A 16,666-nucleotide genomic window follows, 5' to 3' on the forward strand; every position below is an offset into this window, starting at 1 on the left:
AGGCCACAAGACAAAACACCTTCTTCTTTATTAGATCATGATATTAAGGGATAAAACACACAGCCAACAAAGTACATTATTATCATACCTTCAACTAGTAATATTTAGCATGATCAGCGACATACTTGTATAGCACAGGACATAAATATTACCAGAAAAAATAAAAGTTACATAAGCCAGCGTATCCTTATCACCCGGCAAGCCTACTGATCCTCGAATATTCCCTGATCTTTATAGACAAATACGAGCATTCCATAGCTTGATACGAGACCTCTTTACTGCAGCGGTTTCAAGTGGTAAGGGAAAAAATACCTTCACCTTTCCACTCAAGCCTCAATAAGGTGACACGCCCCATTTTAAAAAAATATTGGGGAATCCCGGGGTACTCCTCCCAAAAAGTGATTACTACCCGCATATCGTCAATAAAAACATAAATGATGGAATAAAATGTCTTATAATAAGAAATAAAACACACAGAAACTCAAACAATACCCACTTAAAGTGGTAATCAAAACACCACTAAAACAATAATTCCTATGAAAAACCATTTAAATTTCCCCGCTCTTCTTGTATGCTTACTGGTGAATTTTGCCTGTGAAAAGAATGCCTCAGAACCAGTTCCCCGGGACGAGGTAACACAACAACAATCACATGTTAAGTACATAGGCCCTGAAGATCCCGCCGACATCCAAATCGATGTAAAAACCGAAGAAGACGCCCGTATACTTAACACCTTGCGAAATTGCTTCGATCCCTCTGTTATTGATCCTGAAAGAGTATGTATTGCCGTCCTCGATCCCGTATGTGCCTGCGGCCTTTTTACCTTTAATAATGCCTGTGAGGCCAGTAGGTATGGCTTTGTCAACACCACCGATGGGGCGTGTGAAAACACCAGTTCAATTTGTAAAAGTGAAGCCGTCGCCGAATTCTTCAGCGAAAACTTCGTATGCACCCTTGAATACGACCCCGTGTGCGGGTGTGATGGCCAAACCTACAGCAACGATTGCGTGGCACGCCAGAATGGCGTACTATTCTATACCCCTGGGGCATGTCCGGAATAATACCCATACAGTAAATGCTAAATACCAAAGAGGCTGCCATCAAAAGGCAGCCTCTTTCTTTTTATTTAAATATAATTTTGTGTTTGGCAAACTACCACGGGGTTGTATCAGACCACGTTTGGCCCCGTGGTGACCATTTGCGCGAAGTTGGTACCTGGTCACGTCCGACTTCGCTAGGAAGAGTATGTGAAGTAATTCTCCAAATATTGTTTGGCATCAGGAGCTTCGGGCTTTAGCGCCGTCACCAACACCAAAAAAACCTGAATATCAATAAATTAGCTTACAACCCCGCCAAACAAGTATCAGGAACCGCGGTTAAAGTAGGAAGACAACGAATTCAAAAGCAGACTAATGAAGTATACACTTTCAATAATTATATCATTCGCTTTTTTATACACTGCAGCAGCCTGCGCCCCCCAGGTACGCACCTTTAAGCCAAACAATAAAGACCTCAGTCAGTACCAGACCTTTGCCTATCTGCCCAATAGCAGTAATATCGCCGAGAACAGGTCTTACGATAACGAGGAAGTAAATCAGACAGTCATACAGACCATTAATACCAACATGATGGAGCAAGGCTACACCCTCGACCGCGACAATCCCGATCTCCTCGTACTAATCAGCGTAAAGACCGATACAGAAACCGGCGTAACCAGGGAACCCTATGCAGCCTATCCCTACACTGCCGGAGCTACTACCGTTAATCCCTATTACCGCACCTACTACTATAGAGGCTACGGGGCTTACAATAATGTCATTGGCTATAACACAGACACCTATCAGTATCAGGAAGGCACACTCGTTATTGACATCGTTGAGCGCGAATCCAAAAAAACCGTATGGAAAGGCATCACCTCCGATGACATCTACCGGAATAATACTAGCGAAGGAATCGCCAGGCTCGTTGAAGAAGTATTTAGTGAATATCCACTCACCCAATAATTTTTTCAGGACGCAAAATAGAGCCCTAAGGCACCGCGCCTAGCTACAGAAAACCCCTGTGACATATCTCTCTACTTGAAGTTTGCCCCCTCGCCTATGTGGTCATCCAATATGTCGCCGGCTTTTCAACAGAAAAAAGGTTTTTAGGCCGATAAATCCTCTTAGTCCTACCTAATAAAAAAACCCGGCGATAACTTCACCGGGTTTATAAGCAAGAGATAATACAATCATCCCTTCAGGGGCAGAGGCTTATTAATAAAACAGCTTACTGATAATAGTCATGGCTCGATTACTCTCTTTACCAGACAGTACATTCTGAAACTCCACTCTATCATCTTTACTTATCGCTGTATCAAATTCTACAGATTTCAAATCCAGCTTTTTACACCCCATCTGCCAGCTTGGGAAAGTTCTGTCAGTTATAGGTCCGCTGGAAATCAATACCGCATTGCTGTGACGCTGGTCGAGTTTTATTTTATCATACAGAGACATGATCGTTTTATAGTCTCCTTCCAGGTACTGCACGAATTTTTGTTCAGAGTAAAGTAGTACCCCCGTAATATCCTGCTTCTTGTTATTACGTATGCAGGCAGAGAGTATCTGGTCGATATCTTGCGGGCTGCAGTTTGGTTTTCTGTTGCTAACGTATACAAGATTTGAAAGCATTCTAAAATTTGTTTAACTAAAGTTGAAAAAAATATACTGTGCAAACTTAGGCAGGTATTATTAAAGAAACACATCAAAAACTCCCCTGCGGATCAATTGTATATTTTCACTAAAAATTACCGCTTTATATAGTTTGTCAGCTAATCACCTCTCCAAAAACAGACTAGAATACATCTCCTATTTTGTTTATTTTCAATAAATAAAAGTTAAACAAAAAATAGATTTAGGTATACCCCCATTCAACTCTATGTAAAATTCGATGTAATAAATAGTGTGTTTTTGTAGAAAACAGCCTGGTAAAGAGCAAAGGACTCTTCCTTTATAAACAGGGAACATGCAGCATAATCCGGATTAAGGCATAGCTATTAAAAGTATTTGCTATTAAACAACCTTTAAATGGACAAAAAAATACCTGCCCAATGGCATTATTATTCACCGCATTTTTTCCTTTTTAAAAAATAAAAACAACGGACGCCAACCTATCCAAACCCTCTGATCACGTATTCAACTGAAAGTATCAGGTTTCTTAACTACACAAGAAAAGCGTACGCTGGTTAGTAGAGCCGCGAATAATGCCACAGCATCTGCCTCGATAGTAGAGATACCTACAAATAAATAGCCCCCTGGAAGCATCTCTACCAGGGGGCTATTTTTAGAATTGTGTATTTATGTAAAAGGTCAGAGCGACTTTAAAAACTTTTCGCCCGGTTCACGCGAGCGGATAACACGTGCTGGGTTACCGTAAGCCAATACATTATCCGGCAGGTCTTTTAGCACTACCGCACCCGAACCCACCACCGTGTTTTCTCCTATGCTCAGCCTGTCTATTATTGTTACATTCAGAGTAATGGTGGCAAACCTACCTATCCTGACCTTGCCCCCTGTCACCGAGCCTGCCGAAAGGTGAGAGAACTCCCCCATATAGCAGTTGTGTTCCAGTTGTGCCCCCGTACTCAGAATGCAAAAGTCTTCTATTTCCGTCTCGGCATTTATGATCACCCCGGCCATAGCCACCACACCCTTACCAATCTTTGTATTGCGCCCTATCGGTACCGATGGATGTATGGCGTTCACAAAGTTAAAATCAGGCACTTTAGAGATAATAAAGTCCCTAACGAACTTCCTGGCGTAATTGTCACCAATGGAGACCAGTCCGCCCTTGATATCGTACGTCTCCATCAATGCCACTATATCCTCCTGCCGGCCGATAACGGGATACCCATAAAGATCAGAACCTATTTCAGCCCCTGAATCTATGATACCCACTACCTTATATTTGCCCTCCTTTTCAATGATATCTATGCACGAGTTAGCCTGAAAGCCTCCCCCGAATAATACTATATTTTCCATCTGATATTTCTTGTCATACGGCAGGCATGCCTACCGTTTCTGTGTAGATTAAATTTGTGAACACCAACGATTATCAGGGCTTTAGCACCTCACTATCCTTTATAGGTGCCAGGTGCTCCCCATTACCTGTAAGTTGCCAGTGCCCTAGTGAGATCGGAATATTGCCTATAGCGTTTACCCTGTCAAAAAATGAGCGGATACTAAACTCACCACTCTCCCCCTCCTGCATGCGCGCATAGTCCGCCAGTGCAGCCTCTACCAGGTACTTACCCGTAATGTAGCTGGTGCCATACCCTGGCTGACGCAGGTACAGGTGCTGCTCAAATATTAGCAGATCCTTCTCAGTCTTCATCCAGCCGCGCGGCGTCCACTCCGAGTGAACACCCCCAGCCTCTTCCATCGTCATCTCATTGGCGTGTGCATACAATGATCCCAACCCACGGGCCGCCCGCTGTGCAATCAGTATATACACAATCTCACGGGCCCTCGGGTTATCCTCGTACAGGCCTGCCTGCATAAACATCTCTTCCACCGCTGTGGCCATCCCCTCATTACGTGAGTCAAAAATATTGTACAGCAAAGGCCCGCGGCGCACCTCACTGCTGTGCGGCTCATTATCCATCCGTGCCAGTTCAAACCAATGGTAGAAATGCGAAAACAGGGGCCGAGGGTCATGATGGGCCGTAATCCAGAAGAAATTACGCTTTTCCTCCGGCACATACTCACCCAGGTGGGCGTTAAGGGCCGGTTCAAAATACCCCTTCACACTTACCATCTCATCTTTATCCAGAAAGGTCAGCAGGCTTTCAGCCCCCTTTTCAGCAAGCTTTTTGTACGCTTCCGGGCTATCAGCAGGTGATAGCTCAGGCAGGTCACGGTTACGGTGCTCCTCCAGCTTGAGCGATGACCAGGCACGCGCCAGCTCCCGCTTTAGCAGCATTACCTCATCTTCCCAAGTAAGCGGCACCAGGTGCACATTTTGCAGATACCACGTGTAGTTTTCTTTTCCTATCCCGGAGGGGCCCGTTTTACCATCTGCCTTACTCTCCAGCCACTGGACCAAGCTATCTGTAGACCTTATTGCCTCCTGCAGGGCTGCCTTCAGCTTTTTGTCTTTAGCCACTCCCCCCATTTCCAGTATTCCTTTCAGGTCTTCGCTTTGCATGCGAATGTCCCTTATACCCGTCACCCACAGGTCGCGGGCATTACCGGTAAGGTTATCCTTTGCCTGTTCATTCAGCGCCGGGATCACCCGTAGTTCATTCAGCATCTGCTGCCGGGCATCCTTATCCAGGGGAAAATCATACGTCCAGAGTTCAAGGGTGCTGTGATGAGTCGGCCCCTCGTGGGCAGGCACATCACTGCGGTAGGTCCATACCGTCTTATAAAAAGCCGGATCACGCACCCATGGCTTCAATACGCGATGGTTGAAATCATAGCCGTTCATCTCCGCCCAAACGATCATCCAGTCCACTTTATCTTCTACGGACCAGCCGGCCGTATCTATTGAAGTAAGCCTGGATTGCAGCTTCTTAAACTCCGGGTAACGCTTCTCAAAGGTGACTGCAGAATAATCCGGAACCCCGTCAGTCATAGGAGGCTTTTCAAAGGCACGCCATTCCTTAAATAAAGACACCAGGTTATCGTAAGACCGCGCCGTAGCCGCGGCAGAGATACAAAAAGTCAGGAGTACAAAAACGGCAAATCGCTTCATGATCAGGGTTTGGTTAGACAAGGCATCAATATACTGGATCACCCTATCAGAGCCAAGTCCTGCAATTCATTAAGTATTGCGCCTATTAAATCCATACATTTGACCACTTAGCAGAACCGGTTTATCATACCATGACTATCACCGACAGTTTTACCCACGAGGACATACAAGGCTTCAGGTTTGGCAAAGGCATTATAGGCAGGCCGGGCATGGTCTCACATATCTACTATATAGATGGATTACTAATCGATACAGGCCACTCCCGGGTAAGAAGAGAGGTAATGGCCGCTGTAGGCAGCCTCCGTGTAAAGCAACTGTTTATTACACACCACCACGAAGACCATACCGGCAACCTCCATATACTGCAACCTCACTATGACAGGCCTGCCTATGCTTCCCCCCTTTGCTGTGAGATCATGAAAGACCCACCTTCGCTAAGCCTGGCTCAGAAGGTAACCTGGGGCAACCGGCCACCCAGCCACAACCTCATACCCAAAGTTGATTATATAGAAACAGACCACTACCGCTTTCAGCTTATTCCTATCCCCGGCCATGCACCCGATATGGTGGCCCTGTATGAGCCGGAAAAGCACTGGCTTTTTTCTTCAGACCTCTTCATTAATACCCATATTGGCTTTTTTCTGCGGGGAGAAAGCATGCTCCAGCAAATAAACTCCATGAAAAAGGTGCTTGAACTCGACTTCAACGTTATGCTTTGTGGCCATAACCCACAGCTTAAAGACCCTAAAAAGAAGCTTCGAAAAAAGCTCGACTACTTTGAGCGCTTCTATGCCGAAGTACAGGAAGGCTACGCAAAAGGCCTGCCTGCCAGACAAATATTCAGGAAAATGAAGCTTAATGAGTATTCGTATGTACGCCTGCTTTCTAAGGGCAGGCTCTCACGGCTGAACATGGTGAAAGCCGCTATGGAAGACATATCCGCCGCCATCCCCTAAGGCTGCATACATGCGGAAAGAATAGTATTTTTGACAAAGCAAAAACCCCTATAGCCGGTGCAGGAATTAACTCATCATCTTCAATCATACTTAGGCATACCCACACACCTCGTCCGGGAGGTGGCCGCACTCTTCAGGCTACAGAAACTATCCAGAGGAGACTATTTCATCCGGAAAGGGCAGCACACCGGCAAACTTGGCTACATCAGAAGCGGCTACCTCCGCGTGTTTGACACCCATGGTAACAAAGAAATTACCCAGTGGATAGGATACCAGGGCTATTTTATGACAGACCTGCATGCCTTTGTTTTTCAAAAAAGAGCCAGGTGGAATATCAATGCACTTACCGACACAGAAATATTGGTACTGGAGGAGGAGGCCCTCCGGGAGGTGAGACAATTGGTACCCAACTGGAATGAGATAGAAAAAAGCTTTATTTCCGACTGCTTTATCACCCTGGAGAACCGTGTATTCAGTCACCTTTCCCTCAGTGCCGAAGAGCGGTATTTACAGTTATTTGAGCATAATAAAGACCTTTTTCTGCATGTGCCCCTAAACTACATCGCCTCTATGCTCGGCATGAGCCCCGAGACCTTCAGCCGCATACGGAATAAAATCAGAACTTGATTTTTGTCAAGAGGAAAAGCTTTACACCCCCTCATCTTTGTCATAAACAAATAAATTATGGCAAAAGTAATCAGTACCAGTATCCGCATCCATGCTTCGGCTGAAACAGTATGGCAGGTAGTAACAGATACCGCCCGTTATCCCGAATGGAATCCATTTATTACCCGGCTTGAAGGAGAGTTGAAAGTAGGCAATCGAATAAAGGTGAAGATCCAAAAGATGACCTTCAAGCCAGTCATTCTGGTATGTGATTCAGCCCGTGAATTGAGATGGCTGGGCAGCCTGGGCATAAAAGGAATTTTTGATGGAGAGCACGCCTTTCTTATAACCGACCAGGGCGACGGGAGTGTTGTTTTTGAGCAGAGGGAAAAATTCACCGGTTTACTAACATCCCTCTTTAGCGGTATGCTTGAGAAAGACACCCTGCCAGGCTTCAGGCAAATGAATGAGAAACTAAAAGATCAGGCAGAGTCTATGTATAACATTACAACAAACCCTGCCTGAAAATACCATCATTTTAAGGTATAAAGAAGGTTACTCCGGCAGACAAGACCCGGTTGTGAACATAGTTATTATCATCACCCTGCGGCAGGATATTGGCCAGCCCCAGCTCGTAGTTCACGGTTAACTGCAGGTTAGACACCTCAAAGCCAGCCATAAAGTAGGCACCTGCGTCAAAGGGACGATAGTTATCTTCTATATCATCACCCCATTCGATATCTCCTTCACTAAGAAATTCAACACCGCCGCTTACACCCTCAGATTCTATGTTACCACCAACCCCGTAAGCTACATACGGACCTGCCCCGGCCAGGAAGCGAATAGGGCCTGGTGCCGACCGGATGATAAAAGGCATAGGTAGCTGAACATACAAAGGCCTGGATTCAATGTCCAGTTCAAACAGCACATTGGTTTCCTCATACCGGTAGCCTTTGCTGCTTAGTAAAATGGCAGGCTGAAAAGCAAATACCTGAGAAATGGATGCATCCATTACCAGGCCGACCTCCCAACCCAGACGGCTTTCAGGGTCGTAGCTCAGGTCAGCCGCACCGAGCGCATCGCTCTGCAATTCCTGGTTGGCAAAGCTACCGCCTCCACGAATACCCAGGCGAACATCCTGAGCAAGCACCTGGATGGAGGTCAGGACAGCAGTAATAAAAATGATGAGTGATCTCATATTTACTTTGAAATAAATCCTTAATTATATTCTTAATCAAATAGTCCGGCTTCTGTGACATAACCGCCAGAGAGACACCGGAGCATTTATGTAAAGAAAGACCTTAACCAAGGACTTATTGTTTAAGTTAGGTTCTCATGATATATCGCTTAAAAGCCCTTTTACCCCTACTATCTACTATTTATTTTTTATTATGCCTGCCCGCGTGCCAGCAGGCCTTCAGAAATAATAATTACGATACTATCCAGTGGGCCGCCGCCTGGTCTCCCGACGGGGGGCGAATTGCTACGGGTGGAAATAACCGTGGCCTGCTTATACTCGGAGCACCCGAATTGGTAAAGCAGAACCACTTTGCATTTACCCAAACCATCACCTCCACTGCTTTTCACCCCACAGATCCCCTGCTGGCAGTAGCCATCCAGTTATCCGGTAGCCGTAGCCATCTCATCAATCTTGAGACAGGAGAGCAAACCCCACTGGACAGCCTCTCACCATTCGGAGCAAGAGCAGTCGGCTGGAACCCTGACGGCACCTTACTGGCACTCGGAGATAACGAGGGGAATCTTGTGATATACGATAGGCAGAGTCACTTTATCAGTAAGGTAAAGATTGACCCAAAAGCCCTGACCGGCCTGAGCTGGCATCCAACTAAGCCCCTCCTAGCCATGACCGGCTCCCGTATTTCCTTATATAACATTGAATCCGAAGAGCTTATTACTGTGCAACCACGGCAACACGAAGTACTGATGCTTTGTGTTGACTGGCACCCTTCCGGCAACTTCTTTGTCACCGGAGACTATGGGGATAAGGAAAATGACCTGCCCCCCCTGCTGCAATTCCGGGACGAGCAGGGCAACAAGATCAGAGAAGTTCAAAAAGGCAAAGGAGAGTTTCGCTCCGTAAAGTGGAGCCCGGACGGCAATACCTTAGCCACCACCAGTGACAAAATCCGGTTATGGACCAGCGAAGGAGAGATACTGAAAGAAAAAGGGCTGGGGGCTCCTCTCTGGGGACTCTCATGGAACCCTGCCGGAGACAAACTGGTAACGTCCAGCGGCAAAGGCCAGGTAGTCATTCTGGATAAGACACTCCAGGTGGAAAAGACCTATGACGCGGTACCTGAAGAATAACAGGACTGTACCAGCTAAGAAACAGCCCTGCCACTATCAGATAATTTTTAACGCTTACTTGTAATCGAAAAAGCCACGCTTCACTTTTTTACCAAGTTGCCCACCGGCCACCATCTTTTTAAGCAGCGGACAGCAGCGGTATTTTGGGTCCTGAAAGCTTTCATACAGTACCTCTAAGGAAAATACTACCGTATCCAGGCCAATGAGGTCGGCTGTTTCCAGAGGCCCCATCTTATGCCCGAAACATTCCTTAAAAATCTTATCTACGTCTGCCGGAGAAGCGAGCTGATCCTGCACCACAAAGGCCGCCTCATTCATAAACAGGTGTGATACACGGTTGCTTACAAAACCGGGAAAATCCTTGACCACTACGTAGTCTTTACCCATAGCTTTAAGTACCATGTCCGCCACGCCCAGCGTTTCTTCTGTAGTATAATCTCCACGGATCACCTCCACCGTCATTTTCAGGTAAGATGGATTCATAAAATGGATACCCAGAATCTGCCCCGCCCGGTTAGTCCAGCCGCCGATTTCTGTGATCGAGATACAGGATGTATTGGCTGCAAAGCATACCTCCTCCCTGCATATCTTGTCCAGCTCCTGGTACAGCCCCAGCTTCAGATTCCGCTTTTCAGTGATATTTTCAATGACATAATCACACTCACTCACCTTATTCAGATCAGAAGTAACCACCAGGCGTTCAGCCAGTTCTTTCTCATCCGTGACAGGCTTCAGCCTTTTATCAATGATAGAGGCAAATCGCAGGGTTTTTGTGATCTCCTTTCGCGCATCCGAAAGTATCGCTTCCTGCTTGTCCACAAGTGTCACATCAAAGCCATGAAACAGAAGGTCACTTACCACACCGAGGCCTATGTTTCCGGCACCGATAACCCCTACACGTTTAATTTGGTCAGACATGGGTCGTTTAGTTTTTCTTTTTTTAGGTCTAGTAAATCAGTAACCTTAAGGCAGGCTTACAAACCTGACTTAGAATTACCTTCAGGGTAAAGATAATGTGGCCTGCCTGTTCTTATAAATTTCCCACTGATATTTTGCTCTCTTCTCATCTTGAATCCACACCCCGCCTGACTTTCAAAAGATAACTCGTCTGTGTAATTTTAGCCCATACAAAACCCTATGAAGCTTCCCCTAGCCTTTCCCGATAACGCACGATTTGCCAACCTTAAAAAGTTCCAGGCCTCACCCGTAGACTATATGAAAGAGGCGGTGAAAAGTTTTGGAGCTCCCGTGGACCTGAATCTGCCTATGGGAGATTTCGTACTTACCGATGAACCCGGCCACGCCCACCATGTACTCAACACCGCCAAAGACAAGTACCGGAAGAGTAAAGGCTATAAGGAGATAGCCCGTGTGCTGGGTAATGGCCTGCTTACTGCCGAAGGTGAGCAATGGCATAGCCAGCGGAAGGCACTGCAGCCATCATTCCATAAAAACGAGCTCCGTGCATTGCTACCTGCTATCTGGGACACAGGGGCAGATTTTGTAAAAGAGCTGCAGGATAGTGAGCACCTGGCGCTGGAAAAGCAAATGGGCTACCTCACCCTTACGGTATTGCTAAACTCACTCATTCACTACCAGGATGAGGAACTCAAAGACCGCATGATCAGCAATATCGTTTTTAGCCAGGAATTTATTGTAAACCGTATCAGATCCCCCTTCAAGCTACCTACCTGGGTCCCCACCCGAAACCACCGCCGGTATCACAATATGATGCGCGATGTTAATGCCATTCTCCATCGCTGCGTACAGGAACGAAAAACTACCGGAGATGCTGTACAAGACATCCTGACGGTGCTAATGAAGCAGCACGACCCTGACCGTGAATTTTATAGAATCCGGGACGAACTGCTTACCTTTTTTGTGGCGGGTCATGAGACATCCGCTCTCGCCCTGAGCTGGGGCCTGCATCTGCTGGCCCACCACCCGGACATACAGCAGCGGCTCTACGAAGAGGTAAAGGCACTGGATAGCCTGGATAAAATGGACCTGATGAACTTCTCTAACCTCGATTACCTGCAACTGGTAGTAAAAGAGATCCTGCGCATATATCCGCCTATTTGGAATATCGTAAGGCTGGCAACAGAAGACGATGAACTGGGCGGATACCACTTACCTAAAGGTAAGCAGGTCATGTGCAACATCTACCTCCTGCATCACAATGCCGCCTACTGGGACCAGCCGGACGTGTTTAATCCTGAGCGATTCAGAAACCTCACCCCAAAGCACAAGTTGCAGTACATGCCCTTCGGTGGTGGCCCCAGGTTTTGCATCGGTAATAATTTCGCCCTCTTCGAGATCATGATACTGCTCAGTCAGGTGGTTCGTGAATGGCAGGTCCTGCCCCTTTCCCGGTTACACCCCGGGTTTAATCCTCTGCTGACCCTGCGCCCTGATGAAGCGCTGCAGGTACAAATGGTGAAACGTAAATAACTGCCGAGTGGAAAAAGTATATATAGAAGAAAAGGAGTTTAAAAACGAAGACTTCATTGCCCACCCCCTGGAAAAGGGCCATTATGAGCTCTGCACCTTTACCAATTGCCGGTTCACCGCTGCAGACCTATCCGGCTGTATATTTATTGAGTGTGAATTTAAAAGCTGTGACCTCAACAATGTCAAATTGCTGGGCACCGGATTTCAGGATGTACGCTTTGATAGTTGCAAGCTTATGGGATTGCGCTTTGAAGACTGCCGCACCCTTTTGCTATCATTTGCCTTCAATCACTGCCATCTTGACCTGAGTTCATTCTATGAATTGAAGCTACCCGGCACCTCATTTAAAGAGTGTAGCCTGGCAGAAGCCGACTTTACCGCCGCCACTATCAAAAAAGCAGACTTCAGCGGATGCAATCTGCAGGGGGCCACTTTTGACCGTACTGACCTGGAGGGCGCCGATCTGCGCACAGCGGAAAATTACGTGATCGACCCTACGGTCAATAAAATAAAAAAAGCCAGATTTTCCCTCACCGGGCTGCCCGGCCTTTTGGCAAGCTTCGATATCCGGATCGATTAAGCATAGGGTGGCTTATGGCACACAGCCACATGTATGATCGCCTGGTAAAACAACGCTTCTGTTAAATGGATAATGGCTTTCTTTGTGATGCCTAATAAATGGCAATCCTTTGAATCAGAAATCATGAAAAAAGCCCTGCTATCCGCCCTGTTTGTCCTCTCATTTAGTCTAAGCAGTGCCCAGCTTATTATTGAAAAAATTGAGGATGGAGATGATTTCACTTTTCCTGTAGTGCAGGGTCATACCCCTGCGGCCGATAAGATCAATACCATACTTAGACTGGAGATTCTGGGCAACGTGCAGGATACCAGCATAGCCATGAGCACCATAGGGCCATCTCATGACAGGCCTTCCGGTGCCTACATGATGCACTTAGAAACCGATATTAACACTCAGCACATTCTGAGCTTTAACACCGATGCTGAATACTGTGGCGCGTACTGCGAATACTATATCGACTTCCACTCATTCGACGCGCAGACAGGCGAAAAATTCACATTGCGTGACCTGTTTACCCCCCACGGGTACGACCGCCTGAGTGCAATGGCCAGGGAAGAAAGGCTAAGAATGCTGAAGGAAGCCATAAATAAGTGCGACCAGTATGCCGAGTCGCTGAAAGACGCCCTTACCGATGAGCAGGATGAGGACATGAGAAACAGCCTCTTAAGCGACCTGGAAATAAATGCCGATGAGCGCGAAATATACGAGCGGTGTATTGAGGTGATCCATTCCGTACATTCCATTAGCCAATTTAAAATAAACGAAGAGGAAAACAGCCTGAGCCTGATTCGGGAAAGGTGCAGTGCTCACTATAACCGCGGCATAGACAATGTAGGCAGGCTTTATACCAATTATACCTATAACCAGCTAAGCCCGCTGCTTTCAGCCTATGGCCGGAAAATACTTCTGGGAGAAGAAAACGATGCCATAGCCAGCCACATGGAGGGCAAACTCTTTGCAGGCACCATCGCCGGAAAATACTCCATAAGGCTACTAATCGAACGGCTATATAACGATCATTCCCTGGGAGGCAAATACTATTACGAAAGAGTGGGTCAGGGCATTCGAATATCGGGCAACCTGGAAGGCAAAACTCTAACTCTCAGGGAATATAATGAAGACTCTGAGCAGACCGGAAGCTTTGACCTTATCCTGAATGAAGACCATACTAAAGCCACAGGCACCTGGACCTCTTCCGCCGGCAAGGTGCTGAAGGTAGAGCTGAGCAGAACCCTCTAAGCCCGTATGGGTGCCTCCCTCAATGGATTTCAGCAGTAGTAATCTGCAGGAGGAGGGGGCCACTTTTGACCGTACTAACCAGGGGTACGCCGATCTGCGAACGGCAGGGCATTACCTGATTTACAGCACGTCCAATAAAATGAAAAAGGCCCGGTAGTCCATTGAGGGAAAGCCGGGCCTTTTTACAGGTTTCGATATCCGGATGGATCACTGATTATCCAACCACTCTTCTGCTAATTCCCCAGAATCAAAAGAGTTTTTTGGCATTTTTGTCTCCTGAGATAAGCTTTCAAGCTGCAGTTTTGCGGCACCATTTTCCTGTATTTCAGCCACTGCCTTTACACCGGCTTCGGTAACCATTTGTTGGGCCCTTTCGTGCAATGCCCGCACATCTGCCGGATGGATTTTCATGCTTCTGGTGTCTGTAAGAAGGGTGAAGCCAGGTTTTAAACTCGTTAACGCTTTCGACCAGTCATCTAAATAAGTCGACACTTCATCTCTACCACGCCAAAAGCCAATTATAGTAAGATAAGCACGGTTTTTCAGTAGATTCACCTCTAACTTGTATTGTGGTGTTTCTGCAACAGTTTTTAGCATTTTTATGAAGGATATAGTTGGTGCATTAAAAATGCAAATATAAAGAGTTGAAACCTCTATTTAATCCGGAAGCTTACTTTATTAGACGAAATAGTTCTTCAAAAAGCACGTCAAAAACCCCCTCTAAAACCTTCTAAATCCTAATCGGCACTACGCCACATTTATAGCGAAATAGTTTAATGCCCCTATGGCATAGCCTCAACTGAGTGCTAACATAGCAACAGGGCAGAAATTGATATTATGCAGAGGTCAGGGTAAAACTGAAGTCGTTTTCTCATTCCTCTCCTTTTTCCCTCACCAACTCAAAAATATAAGCCCCTAGCGGCTCAACAGAGAAAGTCACCTTTCCTCCATCCAGGGGGTAACTTTCCGATGTGGATAATTTGCCTTCAAGGGTGTAACTTCCCCCGGGTTTCAGGCCCGCCAGCGCCAAGGCTTCTTCAGGCACCATCACGGTAAGCTCCCGCCCTTCACCATCACCAAAGTTAGCCACTACCAGCATCGCTTGCCCATCCGTATAGCGGATATAAGCATAGACCTTATCCGTATAGCCCGGACTTCCATTTTTGCGGTTGTATTCGTGTATATCCAGCAGGTCGCCTTTTGCCAGGGCCGCTTCCTTTACCGAGAGGTTGATCAGGTTTTTATAAAACACCCTTAACTCCTTCTGTTCCTCGCTAAGCTGCCCGCCATCAAAGACCCCGTCATTCATCCACTTTTGGTGCTGCGGCACCCCCCAGTAGTCGAAGATCGTGGTGCGGCCGTCATCACCGCCAAAGCCCTCAGTTCCGGCACCCGGCTCGCCGTCTTCCTGCCCGAAATACACCATCAGCGGCCCTGTATATAGGGTCGAGCTCACCAGCATGCCCGGTTTGCCATAAGCCGGATCACCGGAAAAGTATGGTGAGGCAATGCGCTGCTCGTCATGGTTTTCCAGGAAACGCAGCATCGTGTGGTTCATGCCGCTCAGGTCTTTCCAGATAGGCGGGATATTATCCGTACTGCCTGAGCCCGTCATCAGGTGACGCAGGGTATCGTAGAGCTGCACCTTATCATACAGGTAGTCGAAATTGCCCTTTTCCAGATAGTCCTCGTACCACTCAGGCACATAAATCTCTGCCAGAAAGATCACCCCGGGGTGCTGCTCCTTTACCTGCGGTATGGCCCATCCCCAGAACTCATAAGGCGTAAACTGCACAAAGTCACAGCGGAAGCCGTCTACCCCCTTATCTGCCCAGTACTGAAGGATTTCCAGCATCTGGTGCCAGGTCTGCGGTATCGGATCAAAGTGCTTCGTATCATTATTAAAGATGTCCAGCCCGTAATTGATTTTCACCGTCTCGAACCAGTCATCCACATTGGGCTGGGGGGTGATCGCATTATTACCCGACACTTTCGCAGGATTCTCATCAAACTGCCCGTCCTTAGTAGGAAAAGGCTGATCGCCCAGGGGCACATAGCCCGCCGGTACGCTGAATGGCTCCCCGGGCAGGTAGTAAAAGTTATTATCACGCGCAAAGCCCACTGAGCTATCATCATTCTCCCCCAGGTCCGTTACCCCTTCAGGCTTCACATCCGAATGATACTCCCGTGCCACATGATTTGGCACGAAGTCGATTATCACCTTCAGCCCGGCTTCATGAGTGCGCTCCACCAGTTCTTCAAACTCTTCCATGCGGTTTTCCACTACCACTGCCAGGTCCGGGTTCACGTCGTAGTAGTCCTTGATCGCGTAGGGTGATCCGGCCCGGCCTTTTACCACGTCCGCATCATCTATCCGAATACCATATTCACTGTAATCACGTACTACCGCATGCTCGATCACTCCGGTATACCAGATATGTGTATAACCCATGTCCGCAAGGGCATCCAGCGCCGTGGGGGTAAAGTCGTTAAACTTACCCACCCCATTCTCCTCTATCGTTCCAAAGGGCTTATTGGCATTGTTCTTATTACCGAATAACCGCGTAAACACCTGGTACACGGCAATTTTTTCACCCTTATTCTTCTCTTCCAGCCGGTTTGAAATTAAAAGTGGGTCCATTTGTTCTGTTTCGTTTATATCCGACTGGCAGGCCACAACCAGCCAGCCTGCGATCATTATTAGCAATACACCTGTATTTCTCATTACACTCAGGGCTATGGGTTCATTGTAAAGGTAATAATACGAAAAACA

The 16,666-nt window shown here is 47.1% G+C and carries 17 protein-coding genes; 10 read left to right on the forward strand and 7 right to left on the reverse strand.

All coding sequences use genetic code 11. The features are described 5' to 3' along the window. The first annotated feature begins 536 nt into the window (after positions 1-536). Together AB9P05_RS05090 and AB9P05_RS05095 are read left to right on the forward strand one after the other, a co-directional pair. Positions 537-1,061, forward strand: coding sequence for a Kazal-type serine protease inhibitor (locus tag AB9P05_RS05090; protein ID WP_371907726.1), 525 nt, complete (start codon positions 537-539; stop codon positions 1,059-1,061). Positions 1,062-1,412: 351 nt separating this feature from the next. After that, positions 1,413-2,003: a DUF4136 domain-containing protein gene (locus AB9P05_RS05095; RefSeq protein WP_371907727.1), complete on the forward strand. Its 591-nt coding sequence runs from the start codon at positions 1,413-1,415 to the stop codon at positions 2,001-2,003. A gap of 252 nt (positions 2,004-2,255) precedes the next feature. Here AB9P05_RS05095 and AB9P05_RS05100 read toward each other — a convergent pair whose 3' ends face one another. From AB9P05_RS05100 to AB9P05_RS05110, 3 genes are all read right to left on the reverse strand, one after another. Further along, positions 2,256-2,669, reverse strand: a complete 414-nt coding sequence (locus tag AB9P05_RS05100; RefSeq protein WP_371907728.1) for a BLUF domain-containing protein — start codon at positions 2,667-2,669, stop codon at positions 2,256-2,258. Positions 2,670-3,347: 678 nt separating this feature from the next. After that, positions 3,348-4,019 carry an acetyltransferase gene (locus AB9P05_RS05105; protein ID WP_371907729.1) on the reverse strand — a complete coding sequence of 224 codons (672 nt, stop codon included), beginning with the start codon at positions 4,017-4,019 and terminating at the stop codon, positions 3,348-3,350. Positions 4,020-4,092: 73 nt separating this feature from the next. Continuing rightward, positions 4,093-5,733: a hypothetical protein gene (locus tag AB9P05_RS05110; protein ID WP_371907730.1), complete on the reverse strand. Its 1,641-nt coding sequence runs from the start codon at positions 5,731-5,733 to the stop codon at positions 4,093-4,095. 131 nt (positions 5,734-5,864) lie between these two features. Here AB9P05_RS05110 and AB9P05_RS05115 point away from each other — a divergent pair, with 131 nt between their 5' ends. From AB9P05_RS05115 to AB9P05_RS05125, 3 genes are read left to right on the forward strand one after another with little or no spacing between them, the layout of a single operon-like run. Then, positions 5,865-6,689 carry an MBL fold metallo-hydrolase gene (locus AB9P05_RS05115; RefSeq protein ID WP_371907731.1) on the forward strand — a complete coding sequence of 275 codons (825 nt, stop codon included), beginning with the start codon at positions 5,865-5,867 and terminating at the stop codon, positions 6,687-6,689. Between the two features lie 57 nt (positions 6,690-6,746). Next, positions 6,747-7,316: a Crp/Fnr family transcriptional regulator gene (locus AB9P05_RS05120; RefSeq protein ID WP_371907732.1), complete on the forward strand. Its 570-nt coding sequence runs from the start codon at positions 6,747-6,749 to the stop codon at positions 7,314-7,316. 57 nt (positions 7,317-7,373) lie between these two features. After that, entirely contained in the window at positions 7,374-7,820 is a 447-nt protein-coding gene (locus AB9P05_RS05125) for an SRPBCC family protein (RefSeq protein WP_371907733.1), read from the forward strand. Positions 7,821-7,833: 13 nt separating this feature from the next. Here AB9P05_RS05125 and AB9P05_RS05130 read toward each other — a convergent pair whose 3' ends face one another. After that, positions 7,834-8,493 carry an outer membrane beta-barrel protein gene (locus AB9P05_RS05130; protein WP_371907734.1) on the reverse strand — a complete coding sequence of 220 codons (660 nt, stop codon included), beginning with the start codon at positions 8,491-8,493 and terminating at the stop codon, positions 7,834-7,836. 137 nt (positions 8,494-8,630) lie between these two features. Between AB9P05_RS05130 and AB9P05_RS05135 the strand changes: the two genes are divergently transcribed. Next, complete coding sequence (locus AB9P05_RS05135) at positions 8,631-9,623, forward strand: WD40 repeat domain-containing protein (RefSeq protein WP_371907735.1); 993 nt, start codon at positions 8,631-8,633, stop codon at positions 9,621-9,623. 54 nt (positions 9,624-9,677) lie between these two features. On the opposite strand, the gene AB9P05_RS05140 is transcribed toward AB9P05_RS05135, so the two are convergent. Further along, on the reverse strand, positions 9,678-10,541 hold the full coding sequence (locus AB9P05_RS05140) for a 3-hydroxyacyl-CoA dehydrogenase family protein (RefSeq protein ID WP_371907736.1): 864 nt from the start codon (positions 10,539-10,541) through the stop codon (positions 9,678-9,680). 219 nt (positions 10,542-10,760) lie between these two features. Between AB9P05_RS05140 and AB9P05_RS05145 the strand changes: the two genes are divergently transcribed. From AB9P05_RS05145 to AB9P05_RS05160, 4 genes are all read left to right on the forward strand, one after another. Beyond that, complete coding sequence (locus tag AB9P05_RS05145; protein WP_371907737.1) at positions 10,761-12,074, forward strand: cytochrome P450; 1,314 nt, start codon at positions 10,761-10,763, stop codon at positions 12,072-12,074. A gap of 7 nt (positions 12,075-12,081) precedes the next feature. Further along, positions 12,082-12,654 carry a pentapeptide repeat-containing protein gene (locus tag AB9P05_RS05150; protein ID WP_371907738.1) on the forward strand — a complete coding sequence of 191 codons (573 nt, stop codon included), beginning with the start codon at positions 12,082-12,084 and terminating at the stop codon, positions 12,652-12,654. A 123-nt stretch (positions 12,655-12,777) separates the two neighbouring features. Next, on the forward strand, positions 12,778-13,893 hold the full coding sequence (locus tag AB9P05_RS05155) for a hypothetical protein (RefSeq protein ID WP_371907739.1): 1,116 nt from the start codon (positions 12,778-12,780) through the stop codon (positions 13,891-13,893). Between the two features lie 22 nt (positions 13,894-13,915). Beyond that, on the forward strand, positions 13,916-14,050 hold the full coding sequence (locus tag AB9P05_RS05160; protein ID WP_371907740.1) for a hypothetical protein: 135 nt from the start codon (positions 13,916-13,918) through the stop codon (positions 14,048-14,050). A 50-nt stretch (positions 14,051-14,100) separates the two neighbouring features. On the opposite strand, the gene AB9P05_RS05165 is transcribed toward AB9P05_RS05160, so the two are convergent. Both AB9P05_RS05165 and AB9P05_RS05170 read right to left on the reverse strand, forming a co-directional pair. Next, positions 14,101-14,490 (reverse strand): hypothetical protein, encoded by a 390-nt coding sequence (locus AB9P05_RS05165; protein ID WP_371907741.1) that lies wholly within the window; start codon positions 14,488-14,490, stop codon positions 14,101-14,103. Positions 14,491-14,764: 274 nt separating this feature from the next. Then, positions 14,765-16,618 (reverse strand): alpha-amylase family glycosyl hydrolase, encoded by a 1,854-nt coding sequence (locus AB9P05_RS05170; protein WP_371907742.1) that lies wholly within the window; start codon positions 16,616-16,618, stop codon positions 14,765-14,767. Positions 16,619-16,666: the final 48 nt, after the last annotated feature.

Source organism: Roseivirga sp. BDSF3-8 (genome assembly GCF_041449215.1).
Lineage (GTDB): Bacteria > Bacteroidota > Bacteroidia > Cytophagales > Cyclobacteriaceae > JBGNFV01.

What these genes read in the sequence shown, in the direction of transcription:
- AB9P05_RS05090 (WP_371907726.1), top strand. Translation starts at nt 537, where the DNA reads ATGAAAAACCATTTAAATTTCCCCGCTCTTCTTGTATGCTTACTGGTG.
- AB9P05_RS05095 (WP_371907727.1), top strand. Translation starts at nt 1,413, where the DNA reads ATGAAGTATACACTTTCAATAATTATATCATTCGCTTTTTTATACACT.
- AB9P05_RS05100 (WP_371907728.1), bottom strand. Translation starts at nt 2,669, where the DNA reads ATGCTTTCAAATCTTGTATACGTTAGCAACAGAAAACCAAACTGCAGC.
- AB9P05_RS05105 (WP_371907729.1), bottom strand. Translation starts at nt 4,019, where the DNA reads ATGGAAAATATAGTATTATTCGGGGGAGGCTTTCAGGCTAACTCGTGC.
- AB9P05_RS05110 (WP_371907730.1), bottom strand. Translation starts at nt 5,733, where the DNA reads ATGAAGCGATTTGCCGTTTTTGTACTCCTGACTTTTTGTATCTCTGCC.
- AB9P05_RS05115 (WP_371907731.1), top strand. Translation starts at nt 5,865, where the DNA reads ATGACTATCACCGACAGTTTTACCCACGAGGACATACAAGGCTTCAGG.
- AB9P05_RS05125 (WP_371907733.1), top strand. Translation starts at nt 7,374, where the DNA reads ATGGCAAAAGTAATCAGTACCAGTATCCGCATCCATGCTTCGGCTGAA.
- AB9P05_RS05130 (WP_371907734.1), bottom strand. Translation starts at nt 8,493, where the DNA reads ATGAGATCACTCATCATTTTTATTACTGCTGTCCTGACCTCCATCCAG.
- AB9P05_RS05135 (WP_371907735.1), top strand. Translation starts at nt 8,631, where the DNA reads ATGATATATCGCTTAAAAGCCCTTTTACCCCTACTATCTACTATTTAT.
- AB9P05_RS05140 (WP_371907736.1), bottom strand. Translation starts at nt 10,541, where the DNA reads ATGTCTGACCAAATTAAACGTGTAGGGGTTATCGGTGCCGGAAACATA.
- AB9P05_RS05145 (WP_371907737.1), top strand. Translation starts at nt 10,761, where the DNA reads ATGAAGCTTCCCCTAGCCTTTCCCGATAACGCACGATTTGCCAACCTT.
- AB9P05_RS05155 (WP_371907739.1), top strand. Translation starts at nt 12,778, where the DNA reads ATGAAAAAAGCCCTGCTATCCGCCCTGTTTGTCCTCTCATTTAGTCTA.
- AB9P05_RS05160 (WP_371907740.1), top strand. Translation starts at nt 13,916, where the DNA reads ATGGATTTCAGCAGTAGTAATCTGCAGGAGGAGGGGGCCACTTTTGAC.
- AB9P05_RS05165 (WP_371907741.1), bottom strand. Translation starts at nt 14,490, where the DNA reads ATGCTAAAAACTGTTGCAGAAACACCACAATACAAGTTAGAGGTGAAT.
- AB9P05_RS05170 (WP_371907742.1), bottom strand. Translation starts at nt 16,618, where the DNA reads ATGAGAAATACAGGTGTATTGCTAATAATGATCGCAGGCTGGCTGGTT.